Source organism: Planococcus sp. VCh962, from assembly GCF_057748275.1.
Map to the genome: position 1 here is coordinate 21,268 of NZ_JBYLHS010000010.1, position 15,594 is coordinate 36,861.

16 protein-coding genes are annotated in these 15,594 nt (G+C 38.9%); 5 read left to right on the forward strand and 11 right to left on the reverse strand.

Annotation, left to right across the window (positions count from 1 at the left end):
- Positions 1-5: 5 nt before the first annotated feature.
- The 3 genes from AC3AQ9_RS18280 to AC3AQ9_RS18290 all read right to left on the reverse strand — a co-directional run bounded on the left by AC3AQ9_RS18280 (position 6) and on the right by AC3AQ9_RS18290 (position 3,223).
- Entirely contained in the window at positions 6-1,010 is a 1,005-nt protein-coding gene (locus AC3AQ9_RS18280) for a TAXI family TRAP transporter solute-binding subunit (RefSeq protein WP_488308922.1), read from the reverse strand.
- A 22-nt stretch (positions 1,011-1,032) separates the two neighbouring features.
- Entirely contained in the window at positions 1,033-1,881 is an 849-nt protein-coding gene (locus AC3AQ9_RS18285) for an MBL fold metallo-hydrolase (protein ID WP_488308923.1), read from the reverse strand.
- A 151-nt stretch (positions 1,882-2,032) separates the two neighbouring features.
- Entirely contained in the window at positions 2,033-3,223 is a 1,191-nt protein-coding gene (locus AC3AQ9_RS18290) for an ROK family transcriptional regulator (RefSeq protein ID WP_488308924.1), read from the reverse strand.
- A gap of 966 nt (positions 3,224-4,189) precedes the next feature.
- Between AC3AQ9_RS18290 and AC3AQ9_RS18295 the strand changes: the two genes are divergently transcribed.
- Together AC3AQ9_RS18295 and AC3AQ9_RS18300 are read left to right on the forward strand one after the other, a co-directional pair.
- Positions 4,190-4,903 carry a hypothetical protein gene (locus AC3AQ9_RS18295; protein ID WP_488308925.1) on the forward strand — a complete coding sequence of 238 codons (714 nt, stop codon included), beginning with the start codon at positions 4,190-4,192 and terminating at the stop codon, positions 4,901-4,903.
- Between the two features lie 88 nt (positions 4,904-4,991).
- Positions 4,992-5,237, forward strand: a complete 246-nt coding sequence (locus AC3AQ9_RS18300; RefSeq protein ID WP_488308926.1) for a hypothetical protein — start codon at positions 4,992-4,994, stop codon at positions 5,235-5,237.
- Positions 5,238-5,306: 69 nt separating this feature from the next.
- Here AC3AQ9_RS18300 and AC3AQ9_RS18305 read toward each other — a convergent pair whose 3' ends face one another.
- Positions 5,307-5,480, reverse strand: coding sequence for a hypothetical protein (locus AC3AQ9_RS18305; protein WP_488308927.1), 174 nt, complete (start codon positions 5,478-5,480; stop codon positions 5,307-5,309).
- A gap of 381 nt (positions 5,481-5,861) precedes the next feature.
- Here AC3AQ9_RS18305 and AC3AQ9_RS18310 point away from each other — a divergent pair, with 381 nt between their 5' ends.
- On the forward strand, positions 5,862-6,254 hold the full coding sequence (locus tag AC3AQ9_RS18310) for a hypothetical protein (protein WP_488308928.1): 393 nt from the start codon (positions 5,862-5,864) through the stop codon (positions 6,252-6,254).
- 176 nt (positions 6,255-6,430) lie between these two features.
- On the opposite strand, the gene srtD is transcribed toward AC3AQ9_RS18310, so the two are convergent.
- The gene (gene srtD / locus AC3AQ9_RS18315) at positions 6,431-7,141 is read right to left on the reverse strand and encodes a class D sortase, LPxTATN-specific (protein ID WP_488308929.1); all 711 of its coding nucleotides are present in this window, start codon (positions 7,139-7,141) and stop codon (positions 6,431-6,433) included.
- Positions 7,142-7,431: 290 nt separating this feature from the next.
- Here srtD and AC3AQ9_RS18320 point away from each other — a divergent pair, with 290 nt between their 5' ends.
- Positions 7,432-8,016, forward strand: coding sequence for a CHRD domain-containing protein (locus AC3AQ9_RS18320; protein ID WP_488308930.1), 585 nt, complete (start codon positions 7,432-7,434; stop codon positions 8,014-8,016).
- Between the two features lie 798 nt (positions 8,017-8,814).
- Here AC3AQ9_RS18320 and AC3AQ9_RS18325 read toward each other — a convergent pair.
- Positions 8,815-9,999 (reverse strand): serine hydrolase domain-containing protein, encoded by a 1,185-nt coding sequence (locus tag AC3AQ9_RS18325; protein ID WP_488308931.1) that lies wholly within the window; start codon positions 9,997-9,999, stop codon positions 8,815-8,817.
- Positions 10,000-10,242: 243 nt separating this feature from the next.
- Positions 10,243-11,256: a phosphotransferase gene (locus AC3AQ9_RS18330; protein ID WP_488308932.1), complete on the reverse strand. Its 1,014-nt coding sequence runs from the start codon at positions 11,254-11,256 to the stop codon at positions 10,243-10,245.
- A gap of 296 nt (positions 11,257-11,552) precedes the next feature.
- Between AC3AQ9_RS18330 and AC3AQ9_RS18335 the strand changes: the two genes are divergently transcribed.
- Positions 11,553-12,167, forward strand: a complete 615-nt coding sequence (locus AC3AQ9_RS18335) for a recombinase family protein (RefSeq protein WP_488308933.1) — start codon at positions 11,553-11,555, stop codon at positions 12,165-12,167.
- Between the two features lie 86 nt (positions 12,168-12,253).
- On the opposite strand, the gene AC3AQ9_RS18340 is transcribed toward AC3AQ9_RS18335, so the two are convergent.
- The 4 genes from AC3AQ9_RS18340 to AC3AQ9_RS18355 all read right to left on the reverse strand — a co-directional run bounded on the left by AC3AQ9_RS18340 (position 12,254) and on the right by AC3AQ9_RS18355 (position 15,344).
- Positions 12,254-12,379 carry a hypothetical protein gene (locus AC3AQ9_RS18340; protein ID WP_488308934.1) on the reverse strand — a complete coding sequence of 42 codons (126 nt, stop codon included), beginning with the start codon at positions 12,377-12,379 and terminating at the stop codon, positions 12,254-12,256.
- A 73-nt stretch (positions 12,380-12,452) separates the two neighbouring features.
- Positions 12,453-12,938 carry a type II CBASS E2 protein gene (locus tag AC3AQ9_RS18345; RefSeq protein ID WP_488308935.1) on the reverse strand — a complete coding sequence of 162 codons (486 nt, stop codon included), beginning with the start codon at positions 12,936-12,938 and terminating at the stop codon, positions 12,453-12,455.
- Positions 12,928-14,085, reverse strand: coding sequence for an SMODS domain-containing nucleotidyltransferase (locus AC3AQ9_RS18350; RefSeq protein ID WP_488308936.1), 1,158 nt, complete (start codon positions 14,083-14,085; stop codon positions 12,928-12,930). Before AC3AQ9_RS18350 ends, AC3AQ9_RS18345 begins: the two co-directional genes overlap by 11 nt.
- An 83-nt stretch (positions 14,086-14,168) precedes the next feature.
- Entirely contained in the window at positions 14,169-15,344 is a 1,176-nt protein-coding gene (locus tag AC3AQ9_RS18355; protein ID WP_488308991.1) for an SAVED domain-containing protein, read from the reverse strand.
- Positions 15,345-15,594: the final 250 nt, after the last annotated feature.

The window sequence follows — 15,594 nt, forward strand, 5'->3', positions numbered from 1 at the left end:
CCTGTTTACTTCATGATTCCTTGTTCTTTATAGTATTTCTCGGCTCCCGGATGTAATGGGATTTCCAGGCCATTTAAAATCGTATCCGCTGAAATATTTTTGGCGACTGGATGGACTGCTTCCAATTCTTTTGGATTTTCCAATATAGTTTTCACAAATTGATAAACCAATTCATCGTCGGTTCCGTCATGTGTAAAGGCGATTACTTCCATAGAAGGAATTATTACTTTTTGCGACTGACCTGGATAAGTATTCGCCTCTACTTCTTTTACCGTATAATATGGATTTGCTTCAAGAAACGCTTTTTCTTCAGCTTCTTCGATGGTCAGTAAACGAATATCATGCAATTGCCCAAGCTCGTTTATTAATGGAGCCGGGACCGCTCCTAGCAAAGGGCCGGCATCAATACTTCCATTTTGAATGCCTTCTTGAATTTCTTTATAACTTAGCGGCAACACAGTATAATCCCCTTCTTCGAGACCGTATCCATCTTTCAACAAAGCTTTTACGATAGCTTCCGTTGCAGAACCAGGGGGCAAGCCAATCTTTTTACCTTTTAAATCATCGTAGGTAGTAACAGCCGAATCGGCCGACACAATCATATGCGCTGCAGCATACGTCAAATAACTTACTGCTCGTAGATTTTCATGCTTGCCTTCAATCAAATCATAAGTTCCTTCATATGAAGAAGCGACTTCCACTAAAGAATTTATTCCAAAAGCAGCCTTGTCCTGATTAGCTTTATCGAGTGTCAATTCAATAATTTCTGCTCCGCCATTTGTAGCTTCCGTTACCAACTGGGCTCCCGGAACGGCTTCATTACTGTTAAATATCTTGCCAATGCCTGCGCTTAATACATAAGAAATACCGCCAGCTCCCGGTGTATAGACAGGAATAATCCCAGCACTCTTATTCTTATCTCCTTCTGCTTGAGTTCCACAACCAGCCAGTAATGTTGCAGCCACTATCCCAGCAGCCAAGATTGTTAAACTTTTCCCTTTCAACTTCATACACTCCACCCCTTTGTATTGTTTATAAAGTTTCTACTAATTTCTTAGTTGAAATTTTGATAACATCTAAATCGTTAGGTACGTAAACCTCACCCTTAAAGATTTCTGAAGCTTCTTTACTGACATCTTCCGGGTTCATTTTCGGCAAAAAATGTGTCAATACTAATTGATCTACATTTGCTTTTTTAGCTGTTTCAGCACATTGGCTGGGCGTACAATGTTCTTTCTGAAGGTTCTCCCAAATTTTCGCAGCATTCGGTGTCTGATCTTCTTCGATTAAAGTAAGACATGAATCCTGTATTAACATATTTGAATTTTTCGCCAATTCAGAAAGAGCATCAGTCGGCGGTGCCGTATCACCAGAGAAAACAACCGATTTCCCATTTGCTTCAAAACGAAAGGCAAACGTTGGCACGTTATGAATCATTTCTGCGCAGTGAATTTCTATCGGCAAATCCACTTCCACTTTTCCTGCTTGTTCTATTTCAATTACTTTGACATCACGAATGCCAGATTCAGGACGCCCTAAAGACATGCGATAATCGATATCATCTTTCAGCATTTCAACCAATAAATCGTGCATTTTTTTCGTCCCTTTTGGTCCGACTACTGTCAATTCACGTCGCCCTTCTACCCATCCACTAATCAGGAAATTAGCATAGCCCAATATATGATCAGCATGAAGGTGAGTGAAAAAAACATATTTTACGTCTTGAGGAGGAATTTTCGCCTTCACTAATTGCATCGTTGCCCCTTCTCCGCAATCGATTAAAATAGGAATGCTTTCCATTATCAAAGCCTGTGATATTGATAATCTCTTCGCATTCAAACGCGGACTTCCTGTACCAAGCATTACAACTAAATCATTCATATTTGCTCTCCCCTTTTTACCATTTTGAACTTAAATTTGAATAATTATAAAGATAACGCTTTCATTTAATCAATTAAATCCAAAATGGATTTAATTGATTAACGATTACTTTAAATTAATTATCGAAATAATGCAACAACTATTTCGATAATTAATCTAAAAAGAAAGAGTTGTATAGCAGGATGGCTGCTCCAACAGCTGGAGCATCTTCTTTAAGAACTCCTTGAGTAAATTTAAGATTATTTTCTCCATGTAAATGCTCAGAAGCATGAGCGACTGTTTCTTCGTAATAATTTTTAAATTCATAAATGAGAGGCCCACTTAACACGACTAATTCCGGCTGGAATAAGTTAATGAGATTTGATAGACCGACTCCTAAATAACGGGAAGTTTCTAAAACCATTTTTTTAGTTTGTCGATTTCCTTGCTTGAAATACTCCATCATATCATCCAAAGAAGGCAATACAGATAGTTCATTGTTAATCTCATTAGTGAAAGTATAATGATTCAATTTGTGTAAAATTCCTTTAAATGATGTATAAGCAATAACACACCCCTTTTTTCCACATGAACATTCTTTTCCATCTATATCAATAATCATATGTCCGTATCCACTCTCGTTTGTATACTGGTCCTGCAAAATTTTTCCATCAATCATGACTCCGCAATCCATTCCCCAGCCACCGCTAATGCAATACAGAATGTTTTTGTATAAATGATTTCTCGAATAGAACTCAGCTGCTGTTGCGGCATTCGCTCCTTTTTCCAAAATTACTTTAACTGCAAACTTATCCTGAATCATTTTCACAAGCTGAACATTTTTCCACTTTGCAGCAAGAAATGCTTCCGGTTCTAAAATCATCCCTTCTTTCCGATCCAATGGCCCAATAGTTGCCAGACCGATTCCAAGAAGCGAATCTTCATTGAAGTGGTATTGTTCCATGAAATCTTTAATCGTTTCTTCAATCTTAGAAACAACAAATTCAGGTGTATGCAAAGAAGTCATTACGAAAGATTTTTGGTCTACTTTTTTGAAACGCAAATTCAACAGAACAATATTGGTTTTCATACGTGAAATATGAACACCAATCAAATAATTATAAGTCGGTACAATATCGTATAGAATTGGCGGACGGCCACTCGGTGTTTCCTCTAGACCCGATTCCCATATAAACTTGTTCTTTAAAAGTTCATCAATCATCCGTACCATAGTTGTTTTCTTTATCCCTGTTTTCTCTATCAAATCCACTTTTTTCAACGGTCCATATTTATGAATCAAATCATATAACTTTTTTAAATCTTGATTTTTGGGGGCTTGATTTTCTAAAAAATCTTTAAGCATTTTAACACCTGTCCTCAACATAAGAAATTTTTATATAGTTTTTTCTTAACTGTGAATGTCATAGTATAGTACCTAATGAAAAAAACCTTTTGAGCTTCTTCTTTCTTCTTACTTATTAGCATAAGGTACTTCAAAGGATTAAGAAAGTAAACTATTGCACTTTAACATCCAAAAAATTCTGTCAAGTCTTTTATATATCGAACAGCATGCTGGTCTTCATAATCGATGAATTCATTTTCCAGATACGCATGCCAGCATTGTATTCTCCAATAACATTATTCACTATAATGAAAGAGATTAAGATAAATTCATCTTCTATTTCTGCGACAAAATCTTTGATGCAGAGATAAGTTTGCCTTCACCTCTGTCTCTTTCAAAAATTCAGAGGATATTGTACCAAGTCAGTTCAATATTGCGGTAAATCATTGAAAAATCCTCATTATGCAATTCCCTGAAATCAGTCTCTCATCAAATTTAAAGCTAAATGCTGGTCGATCTTCCGCAATTTATTTTCCGATATTATCCAATTTAAAATAAGCTTCTTTATTGCCTGTAAACCTTCTGATAAAGCCGCTACCATATTTTATCTCTTCGGCAGCCAATTAATTTCTCTCCCCTCCTTTTCATCCATCAATCATTTTATTTCTATTCATTTTCTGAACGATTTTTCGAAAATTATTAACCGTAACTTTTAACCTTATGCGGTTCTAAACCTATAGTAGAACCGTTCGCAAAAGTATACATTCACGGACATGCGTATATTTTCAATTTCATGGATAAAACCAATTTACACAAAGAGAGAGATGTCCTCTTTTATTATACAAATGCTTTAGGAGTCATTAGAACTTAAAAGTTTACAATATTCAGACGAGGGAAAAGGAGAAAAGCGAAGGTTTCGTGTTATTACTAAAAGAGCTCTGTAGAATCAAACATATATAAAGCCAAAAATCTTAAGGAGATGAAAAGATGGAACCGAATGAAAAAGCACCAACCAGTGCGAGTAAATTGGATCCCAACGAACGGTTAAAGACTGCCGCCATCGGAATGGCCAGCAATATTAAGCTACACGCGACCGGTGCCGGCGGTGAAAAAGGAACTTCCGTTACTGCGGACATCGAACTCGTCAAAAAGATTACGGAAGATTGGCCAGCGATGGCGAAGAAGTCTTCCGAACAAACCATCGAAGCTTATGGACCACCGAATGAAGCCACCCCCAGCCAATTGATCTGGTACTTCAATGGCCCATGGAAGCGGACGATTGTTTACCGGGATGAAATCCCCCACGATTTTCCGCAGCCCCACTCGGATGTCATTGAACAAGTCATCAATTACCAAGTGCCGCCTGAAAAGTTCAGTGAAATTGCCAGGTTCGACGGGAGCGTCATCATCGAGCGGACCAAAGGCGAAGTTTCGGCCCGCTGCGATATGGAAGCCGCAAATATCCTGGCGCTGAACATGATGCACGAAATTGCCACTGGACGAAAAACAGCGGACCAAGCACGCGAGCTGTATACCGAACAGACGGCGGCTTATGTGATGAACAAGCCGGCTCCTTGGGCCGAACAGTTCCAATTCGATGTTGCGGCAGAAGAAAAATTTGATCCCGATCAAACCACGATCCAGGATGTCGCCATCACCGAAGCTGTTAAAAAAATAAAGGGAACGCTTGGGTTGGATTGAACATTGGAGAGAAGGCCATTTTCCTCTTTGAGGTGAATGGCCTTCTGCATGCATTAAAAAAGCATGTCAAGGGAGCTGGCAGCCGATTATGAAAAAATGGTTCAAGACACGTAAACAATTCAGCACTTCTGGCGTAGAAACGATTTCAAAATATATCGGCTTTCCAGTCAGCCCTACCCGAAAAATTGTGTACGGTGCATTGCTGGCTGCTTTTGCAACCATCCTCCAATCAGCGGGAATGTCAAGGGGACCCGGTTTCGCGGTCAGTACTCTGAGTACCTTGCCTATTTTAATCGCTACTGTTATCTCTCTACAGCTCGATTTCCTGACCTAACTGGTCGCGCTTGTCATGATCGCCATTATTCAGCCGAGTGAATTGTTCGCGTTCCCTTTTACTACCGGACTACTGGGGCTGAATATGGGGTTGGCTTTCAGGTTGTTCAAAAAAGAAGTTCTGATTGCTGGATTTGCTGGCGCTTTCCATTGCAAAGCTCTCATTGAATGCAATGGCTTTCTTGTTAATCTCCCAGACGTAATAATTGAACGATGCTATAGCTTTATTTTTAAACCATTCCAAATTCAGAATCGTCCTCTCCAAGTCCTTCTGACTTAATATACTTTCTCCGAGAAAGTTTCACCTACTTTTTACTAAATAACCAAATCATAAGTCATATTATAATTTTCAAAAATGAGTAAAACGAACGAAAAACAGAAAATAAATCAATTTTTCAGATTATTATTAGCAATTTTCTGCTTTATGTTATAGAATGAGCACAGAAAGAAGCAAAATCCTATTATTTTTAATAATTTACAGAAATATTCTATTTCTGTATTTTATAACCCAAATCGTCAAAGGAGGTCCTCGTCTCTCAAAGTGCCTAATAAGGAACGTTTATAGCTCTATGCCCCACTCGCCTAGAGAATGAACAAAATCAAATTATGGAATGGAGAGAAAAGCATGAAAAAATTCTTTACGATCCTGATGGCAATTTTTCTAATTTTCGGCGTTAGCTCTACAGCAGCTTTGGCACACGGGGATTCTGACGATAACCATAAGTATCATGATTACGACAAAAAAGACAAAAAGCATGATTATGAGAAAGATGACGAAGACAAATATAAACACGGCAAGAAAAAGTACAAAGAGCACAAACATGTCTACTGGAAAAAACACCATTATTACAAACACGGCAAAAAACATTATTACTGGAAAAAATACGTTTATTACCACACACACAAAAAAGGCCATAAACCACATGATCATGATGACGAAGATGACTATGACCATGACTACGACGATAAAGACGATCATGACTATGGCAAAAAGAAACACAGACACCATCACCACTAATCAAGAAAAAGAACAAGCGCCCCTGATTGTGTAAAGGGGTGCTTGTTCTTTTTCATGTGTATAACGCGATTCGATTCTTTCAGTTTCAACTCAAGTATTCTGCCCCAAGTTCCATGCATCCGTTAACTGTCTAACCCGTCCTAAGCCTTTTATAAAAAAATTTTTAAAACAAGCCGTCAAGACTTCATTTTCGTGAATTTCACAAGCGGGGCTTCAATGATGTAGCGATCGGGAGCCGCTCCGATAAACGTAAACGGGTAACAGGTAGTCAGAGTCAGGGTCGGCTCCTCTTTCTTAACGATGACCGTCCGGTCTTCGGCATCCGTGATCCACGTCCTCTTGATTTCATACTCGTACTGCTTGCCCTCAAACTGCACGTACATTTTGTCCCCTTCTTTCAACTCGCCCAGTTCACGGAAAACCGTGTCACGGTGACCGGATAGCACGGTGTGGCGCTGCCCGTCCGGAGGTGTGGTGAAGTTCCCCACATGATATCCCACTCCTTGGGTTAAGGTTTCATCATCCGTCCCCCAGTACAACGGGTATTTCATGTCCAGGGAAGGAATCAGCAGCCAGCCAATCTCTTCTCCCCGTTCGTATTCCCGATAGTCCCGTGGTTTTGGTTCTTCCGGCTTTTTTGCTTTTTTTGTAGAGAGCTTGGCTTCTCGAAGAGGGTCCTCCAGCTTTTTCGCCGGCGGATCTTCCGGAGTATGCGTTGAAACATCCAAGCTTTCATTTGCCAGATTATCACTTTCACTAGCTTCTGCGATATCATGTTCGCCGATGGGCTCCCGGCCGGAAGACAGTTCAGAAAGCCACACGTAACCGTTCCAGCCTGTGAACAACAATCCCATCAAGATGAGCATCACCCCGAGTTTTCGCCTCAATGCCTCTCACTCCCACTCAGTTAATCGAATAGATTGTTTTTGTTCTTCCTTGTCCCATGAGCCCTATTGAAAGTTCCCCCAACCATAAGCTAAGGTTTACCTAACAGGTGAAGAGAAAATTTCTGCTCTTCCAAGTGCATCCATTACTTCGTCATTTGTTAACTGGAAAAAATAGGTCTCCATTCAGGTTAATTTATTCATTTTAACATAATATTCGTATATTTCAGAATAGTTCGTTGTATAATTATGGTATCGCCAACTGGCGAAATTTGCAAGAAGGAGATGGATAGATGAAGAAATGGATGGCTTTACCGGTAGCTACAGTGTTGGCAGTCGCGGGGTTTGCTGGATCGGTTTTTGCTGCTCATGAAGGGCAGGCTTTCATGGCCGAACTGACACCAGACCAGGAACCCATGGAAGTGGAGAGCAATGCAACAGGAGAGGCGCATGTTCAGTTCAGTGAAGATGGAATGTCTTTGGAATTCACGGTAAATGCACACAATCTGGAAAACACGCTGGCAGGACATTTCCACCGCGGGGCTCCTGGTGAGAACGGCCCTGTGGTCATGACGTTATTTGAAAATGCCGAACCTGTGGATTATAACGGAGAAGTGGCTTCAGGCACACTGACCGAAGCAGATTTGGCGGAGGGTATGAGCTGGGAGGAATTTACCAAAGCCATGGTGGCAGGAGATATTTACGTCAACCTTCATACGGAACAATATCCGGATGGAGAAATTCGCGGACAAGTGATGATGGGCGACGAAATGCCGACGACAGCATCCAATGGCCCTCTTTACACGATGCTTGGCCTGCTGGTAGCTTTGACGGGCGGATTCTTGCTCTTCGGTCGAAATAACAAGAAAACTGCATAGGTAACTTTCTCTGAAAAGCTGAACTCCTCCTTGCCTGTCATTCATCTATGATACAAGTTCAGCTTTTTTATAATTGAAAGTGCTCGTAAATGACTACATGGACTATTACAATGGAACACGCAAGCGATGGAATTCAATTCCGGCGCAATACCGGAAAATCATCTCATCGCAGCGTTAGCTGCAGGGTACTTTTTAGATGAACGGTCTATTAAATAAAGCTCAGTTCAATTGGCGGTTCTCTTTTTCTTTTCCATACGCTCGGCCACTTGTAGAATTTCCTCTTCTTGCATCGGTAATACCTTCTGAAAGACGGTTGGTTTCATTAAGTACATATCCAGCCAAAATTTCTCGGCCTCATCGAATGCTGTCTCTCCCTTTAATACGCAAGACATTGCTTCTTCAAAAATTTCAATTATATACTTTCTCCTATTACGCATCCTACAAGTTTCACATCCTTAATTTTCAAACTCCTACTGCGAATTTAATTTGATTAGAAGTTGTTGGCCTTTACCTTGGCCTCTATGTTCAACCTTACCATAATCGAATCTTGTTCCGATAAGTATGTAACCATCAATTTTCATTTATTTTTAAAATTAAAGCGTTCATAAAAAGACACTTTCTAAAACAAAAAAGAGCAGCTGTGGTGCTTCGCTCAGCCTCTTCTCTCTTGTTCGTTATGTAGCTTCTGATAATTGCTGATATGTAAACCAACTTTGAAATATCATACTAAACTTTAGAATAAACACTTTTGTTACCGTAACAGTCAATATACTCTAATTTGTGATTGGTAAACGAATACTATTCGTAAATGATATCGCTTATGAACTGAGCATTATCCGAAGGTACAAGCCTAAATTTATAAGGAACTCCATACATTTTTGGAACAGTCGAAAATAGCTCTTGATTGTAGCTTATTTCAATCGTTTCCGTTCCATTAGAATACTTCCCTATAATTTCATCCAGTTTCGGCAGCTCTTTCTTTGTATAAGTAGTTTCTTCCAATTGATGGTTGTTAGACAAAATACTTTTAATATCACTAGAAATCTTGGTCACTGGCGTAATATTGATATTACTAAGTACAATCACAGTGATTTCCTGTTTCAAATCAAGTACAAAATGACCTACAAAGCCATTAATATCACCAAAGTGGCTGGCAATTTGTTTTTCCGGATCTATGAACCATCCATAACCATAACCATTTTCAAAATCGGAGAACATTTGGGTTTGTAGCTCTTTACTGATCAGCCTATGATTCTGTAATGCTTGAGCCCATATAAATAAGTCACCGACACTCGAATACATGCCATATGCACCTAATGGAAAGGACATATCAACATGTTCCGTATTCACGATTTCTTCCCAAACAGTATATCCGGTTGCTAAACCTTTCACGATCGTTCTTCCATTATCTATCCCTGTGTTTGTTAATCCTAACTTGTCCAATATTCTTTTTTGAAGAAAATCTGAATAGGAAAGACCGGTGACTTTTTCGATAATAGCCGTTAATACGAGATAGCCTGTGTTACTGTATGCCATTTTTTCCCCCGGCTCAAAATTAAGCGGAAAATTCTTTATGGACATTAAAATATCCTTCAGGCTTGTTTGCTTTCTCATCGTTGTTTCCCAATAGTCAGGGGAATCTGTAAAATTATAAAGGCCGGAAATGTTTGTTAGTAGGTGATGAATAGTTATTCGATGATCATACTCCAAATCAGGGAAAAATTGATTGATCGGTTTATGTACGTCTAACTTTCCTTCTTCATGTAAAATAAGGACTGCCATTGCTGTAAAAGCCTTTGTTAAAGAACCTATTCGAAACTTCGTATCGGCCGCTAAGGGAATATCATATTGAAAGGAAGACGTTCCGTAGGCTCCTTGGAGTAATACCTCATTTTTGTGTGCTGCTAAGACCACTCCATTAAAATGATTAGAACTTGCCAGGTTCTCCATATAGGCTCTTAATTTATTATCTATCCTGTTCATCCACTTCCTCCTCTTATAGCTTCGAGCATTGCTAGATAAATTTGCTAACAACGTTATTACTTTAATAGTATGGATTGCCAATCAAATTTCCTTCTAATCATTTCTTTCGGTACTTTTGCAAAGTACTCTCTTGTAGAGAAGTAGAATAGCAACTCCATGATAGAGTAAATTTCATACAGCGGGAAAAATCTCTGTTGAAAATTCTCGTCCTCCTAACACCCCCTTTTATTGGTATATATCGCTTCATTGTTTGTTAGTTAACCAATGCACTAAATTTGGAATTTGTTCAGCGTAGATCTTTATCTCATGAAGGGTACCGATTACTTGAGCAGTTCCCATTTTCTGTTCTTCTTCGTCTGTACATTCTATCCATAATGATCTTTTTAAACTGTATTCAAGCCACCCTAACTTACCGGAAAAACCTGTAGCTAATACTATTTCCCAATCGCCATGCAGTTCACCACAGTTCTCTTCATATCCATTTATGAAGGAAAAGAATCTTTGCTGATTGATTTCTCCACTGTCATTTACAGACCAGTAGATGGCGGTTTCAATCAAATCTGGCATTGGATGAATAAAACCAGCCGACTCCCAATCAATGAGTACAGGATTGTAGTGGTTCCACAGCACGTTCTTAGGATCTAGATCCCGATGGCTAAGAACCAGATGTGACGACAAATAATTTGAGGCCGCAGTTGCACTTGAGTTCCAGTCTTTCAGGTTTTGAAGGTTTTCAAGGAGTAGCTCCACCCATTCTGCATCTTCTTCTTTTCCTTTCTGCAAATAAAAATCCCAATCAGTTAGAGGAACGCTGTTCGTTTTATCCCTCATTATTGCCAACTCGGAGAAATCAGTCTGATGGATGGCAGCAAGAATCCGGCCGATTATTTCGCAATGGTTAGCATCAATTCTCTCTTGTTCCAAACTTCTTCCATCTATCCATTTGAAAACCAGATAAAATTGACCATTAACATTTTGTACCATGTTTCCACCCTTTTTTTCGGCGGGGAGGGCAGGTATGTTTTTTGAAACAAGAAAAGCGATTCTTTCTGAATTTATATAATTCTCCAGGGCTGTATGTCTGACCATTATGCTGGGATTTAATAGTTTGACTGCGTATTTCCCTAAAGTGGTTTCAACGGCATACATTCTATGCAAAAGCCCCCCGGAAATGGATACGGGGCGATTTATCAACTCGCCAAGATCAGAATGCCGACAAAAATCTTTAAATTCCATTTTGTATTTTAGTTCACTCATTTGATAACCTGCCTTTAGCTTTTCGTTTGTTAGTAAACCACTAACTAGATTCTATCTATTCCTAATTTTAACATTTAACAAAACAGTAAGATAACTTTAAATTCAATAGATATCAGTACTATAAAAGCGTTCGTAAAAGTACACTTTTACGAACGCTCCAAAAAGGGCTGAAAATGACCAAAAAGAGCGTTCGTAAACGTGTCAAAACACTTTACGAACGTTCGCGGATTTGCAGACACTTTTACGAACGCTTTTCGGGTATAATGAGAGGAAACAATCATTCTTCGAGGTGAAATATGGAGCATCGCAAATTTGGCTACATCCGTGTCAGCAGCAAAGATCAAAACGAAGGCCGGCAATTGGAAGCCATGCGGAAAATGGGCATCAATGCACGGGACATTTATCTGGACAAGCAGAGTGGAAAAAACTTTGAACGGGTGAACTATCAATTACTGAAACGGATTATCCGGAAAGGAGACATTTTGTATATCCACTCGCTGGACCGGTTTGGGCGGAACAAAGAAGAAATCCTCCAGGAATGGAACGACCTGACGAAAAACATCGAAGCCGATATTGTCGTGCTGGATATGCCGTTACTCGATACAACGCAATACAAAGACAGCATGGGGACATTCATTGCAGACTTGGTTTTGCAGATTCTTTCCTGGATGGCTGAAGAGGAACGGGAACGGATTCGGAAACGGCAGCGTGAAGGTATCGACTTGGCGTTACAAAATGGTATTCAGTTTGGCAGAACCCCTGTTGTTGTCTCCGAAGAATTCAAAGAGGTTTATAGAAAATGGAAAGCAAAAGAATTAACTGCTGTGGAAGCCATGCAGGAAGCTGGAGTGAAAAAGACGAGCTTCTATAAATTAGTGAGAGTATTAGAAGAAGAATCCGTTACACTATAATATAGAAGAAACTCAAATAAAGAGAGGATTTCAATTTACTGAAATCCTCTTTTTCGCTTAGGTATAATTCAATTAAGTAGGTATTATTAATGCTTACTGTCTTGATGATTTTTCAAAGTTTTGGCTGCTTCACTCTTTTGTTTTTTAGTTGAAGATTTGTTTCCTAGAGTTTTACCTGCTTTGCCAACTTTACCACCCGAATGTTTAGGCATATTTTTTCCTCCTCTATTTTCTCAATGATACTTCTTTTAGGTAATTACTTAATTATGAACAGATTTTTGTCTCTTAACTTTTATAGTATTCAGGATTTTCTTCAACTACAGGGTTTCCATGATCAATTCCCCCACCTAACCACTCACCAGTTACCACCCATAACTCATAATATGTTAGCCACAGGCTTGTCCATGGTATGGTGGTCTTGTAAATCCACATACTGCGCTTCCACTCCTTTGCTTTGGGATAGAAAAGACAAAGGGTATCTTGGCCATACATATGTGGAATAGGTTTATTTTTATAAGATTTCAATTGCGGACTCAACACCCATACACTGGGAGGTCCTTGCATTTCATATTCAATCTTAATGGTATATTCGGGACTGAGAGGCTGAGGCTGTAATGTGCCTATCCACGTCACTTTCTGTTCTGATAAAGACTCTTGAAACTGGGGAAAGCGATTAACCAATGAATAAGATTGCTCCCCTAAAGAAAGATTTTTTTCTTTAATTTTTCCATTCTTTCTTTTCGGCTTCTGATTAAATTTATCATTCACCATAAAACGTATTCCGTTTTACAGTAGTAATTTCTTCAGCTGCAACGATGGGGGTAAAGCTCATTACACCTGCAGCCGTGATTCCTAACTTACCCGCTTGTCTATATGCTTCATTAACTTTAGCCTGTTTGTTCATTCCTTTGTTTATTGGTTCTTCCCCAAACATTTCTTTCAAAAGAGAAGCTACTTCTATAAACCCTTTTTCTTTCGCATCGCTAATTTCTGTCCATTTTTCTCGAAAATCACGAATAAAGAGAAGGAAGGAATCATACAGCTCTGGTTTCTCGTTCCAACGCTCACTTAATACCTCCAATTTATTCTGTGGATTATAAACTGTAATTTTACCTGATTGAGCAGCATTCAAAATTCCGTCTAGTATACCTTCGATTGCATCATTAACGGAAGATTGGTTGCCATAAAATTCACCCGCTAACGTGGTAAGTACAATACTAATAGGAGCTTTTTTAGGATATTCTTCAAAATAAATATCACGGTGTCGCTTCATTAACTGAACAGCCCTTTTCAAAGGTGGTTTGATTTGTATCGGTTCTATCCCTGGCATCTTCTCAATTTCTGCACTTTTCTCCATAAGAATTTGATTATTGAAAGAAACATCATAATCCTTAGCTGTCTCTTCAAACCAATTAGCATAGCCCTTTGGATTGCTATCCTTCCAATCAATTAACTTTCTGTCCGGAACTTTTACACACCCATTCGAATCTTTCTTGACCGGGCAGGCAGGCAAAATATCCATATGAAAGTTCCGTTTGTAATTCAATCGAATGCACCTATTTTTCCGTTCGACCATAGGAGCATAGACATCATGTTCAAGTAGTCTTTCTTCAATCAAATCAAGTACTTCAACAGGATTATCATACTTTTCCCAATCCAAATTTAATTCACAAACAAAATCCAAATCAAACTCTTGGTTCAAAATTGGATGAACAGTAGTACCAATTTTAAGAGAACCTTGAGGATAGATATCGATATCAATATCTGGGAAACGTTCCTCATCATCTGATAACCAATTAGCTACAGCATTATAAGAAGTCTCAGCCTGGTCATATTGGCTTTTACTTATTTGTAGCTCTTCGCAAATACTTTGAAATAGCTCGTCTAACTGATGATCCTTTGAATATGTTTGTAACATAAAATCCCCCTTAATCCGCTTAACATTTTTTTATATCTCTTATAGCCAACGTCTTTAGATTTTGCTATCTGAATCGTTGGTTATCATTCAATGAGCAAGGTTTTTATAAACATTCTTTCACGGTTGTTTTGGTCATAGATAACCCATGGCATTTCTGCTTTAGGCATTCTTGCTCTTCCCATTTCAACTGCACAAGAAACTGCCATTGCTGGAAAAATGCTTAATGGAGTTGAAAAGCCGTGCTTTTCTTTTATAGATCTCATAAGCTGCCTAACTACCGTCCGCATCATAGCCAACTGTGCTTTAGATCTAATGATATCGTTACCCACCAAGTCATCTTTCACTGTTAGTTCCCAGATGGATACTTCTTGCCCTAAGATACTATGAATCCTGTCATACGAAACTTTGTCACTTAATGAGATGACAAGTACAGGGGGATGAACAAAAGCAGCTGGTTGCTTAATTTGAAATTCGAAGCCTTCCGGAAATTCCTGCCACGTCCAAGTCTTCGGTTCTCTAATGGGTTGGTAGACATCAACATCAACTTTATCAGTAAATAATGTTCCTAACTGAATCAGCAAAGGCATCGGCGCTAAAGAAAATAACGAAAAATGAGCTCCATTTTTATTTCGAATCCTTTTTTCGACCTCGCTTTTAAATTCGGATTTCAGATTTGCAGATTCTGCAGCCCAAAATTCTGGTGAATGATCTTGTTGAGACCAAGCCATGGAAATGGCAACTGGATTTTCTTCGGCAGGATATCGATTCGGGAATATAGCTTGAATTGCTTCCTCTTTATTTAATGGAGAAAATTGTTCTCCTATATTGCTTCCATAAAAAACAATATGAGACTTTTTATCGGAGGCTATTCCCGTTACAATAGCAATTCGTTTCTCTTGTTCACGTTTCCACTGTTGAAGTAATGATCCAGAATACTTTTCCCCATTTTTATCAGCATCAATGAGTTTATGGCAGTCATGACACATTAATGTTAAGTTCTCAATACCGTTTAAATCCGATAGCCGTGTTTTAAAAGGTCCCCACCCTCGTGGTCCAGATTTCGAAAATGAATAGATATGAGCTTTTTCTGAAATGTTTACTGATTCTTGGGTAACCGGTGATTTATAGAGTAATCGATTGCATCCTGAAAACTGGCACCGACCAGCTGCTCTTGCCCAAAGTTCTCTTTCAACTTTTGAATCGATATGGCGAGTAAGTTTAATCTCTGTTGTGATACAAATGCCTCCTTTATGGATTATTTTTTATAATCTATTTCTAACCTGTAAACATATGGTATCACGAAAACCGAAACTTATCAATATGTAGTGAGAACGTATTTTCTATAACACACTATATTGTGCTTTCGGGTCATTTCATTTCCATTTCTCCAATAATAAAAGTATGCAATATGTTATCTTCTCTTAAGCTGAACTGTAAAAAAATTTTGAACTAATGCATCTACTATTGTTTTACCTGACTAAGTTCCCAACCTTTATCATTCTCATAGAT

Bases quoted from the DNA above. Each gene is read 5' to 3' on its own strand.
- AC3AQ9_RS18280 (WP_488308922.1), bottom strand. From the start codon at position 1,010: ATGAAGTTGAAAGGGAAAAGTTTAACAATCTTGGCTGCTGGGATAGTG.
- AC3AQ9_RS18285 (WP_488308923.1), bottom strand. From the start codon at position 1,881: ATGAATGATTTAGTTGTAATGCTTGGTACAGGAAGTCCGCGTTTGAAT.
- AC3AQ9_RS18290 (WP_488308924.1), bottom strand. From the start codon at position 3,223: ATGCTTAAAGATTTTTTAGAAAATCAAGCCCCCAAAAATCAAGATTTA.
- AC3AQ9_RS18295 (WP_488308925.1), top strand. From the start codon at position 4,190: ATGGAACCGAATGAAAAAGCACCAACCAGTGCGAGTAAATTGGATCCC.
- AC3AQ9_RS18300 (WP_488308926.1), top strand. From the start codon at position 4,992: ATGAAAAAATGGTTCAAGACACGTAAACAATTCAGCACTTCTGGCGTA.
- AC3AQ9_RS18310 (WP_488308928.1), top strand. From the start codon at position 5,862: ATGAAAAAATTCTTTACGATCCTGATGGCAATTTTTCTAATTTTCGGC.
- AC3AQ9_RS18320 (WP_488308930.1), top strand. From the start codon at position 7,432: ATGAAGAAATGGATGGCTTTACCGGTAGCTACAGTGTTGGCAGTCGCG.
- AC3AQ9_RS18325 (WP_488308931.1), bottom strand. From the start codon at position 9,999: ATGAACAGGATAGATAATAAATTAAGAGCCTATATGGAGAACCTGGCA.
- AC3AQ9_RS18330 (WP_488308932.1), bottom strand. From the start codon at position 11,256: ATGAGTGAACTAAAATACAAAATGGAATTTAAAGATTTTTGTCGGCAT.
- AC3AQ9_RS18335 (WP_488308933.1), top strand. From the start codon at position 11,553: ATGGAGCATCGCAAATTTGGCTACATCCGTGTCAGCAGCAAAGATCAA.
- AC3AQ9_RS18340 (WP_488308934.1), bottom strand. From the start codon at position 12,379: ATGCCTAAACATTCGGGTGGTAAAGTTGGCAAAGCAGGTAAAACTCTA.
- AC3AQ9_RS18345 (WP_488308935.1), bottom strand. From the start codon at position 12,938: ATGGTGAATGATAAATTTAATCAGAAGCCGAAAAGAAAGAATGGAAAA.
- AC3AQ9_RS18350 (WP_488308936.1), bottom strand. From the start codon at position 14,085: ATGTTACAAACATATTCAAAGGATCATCAGTTAGACGAGCTATTTCAA.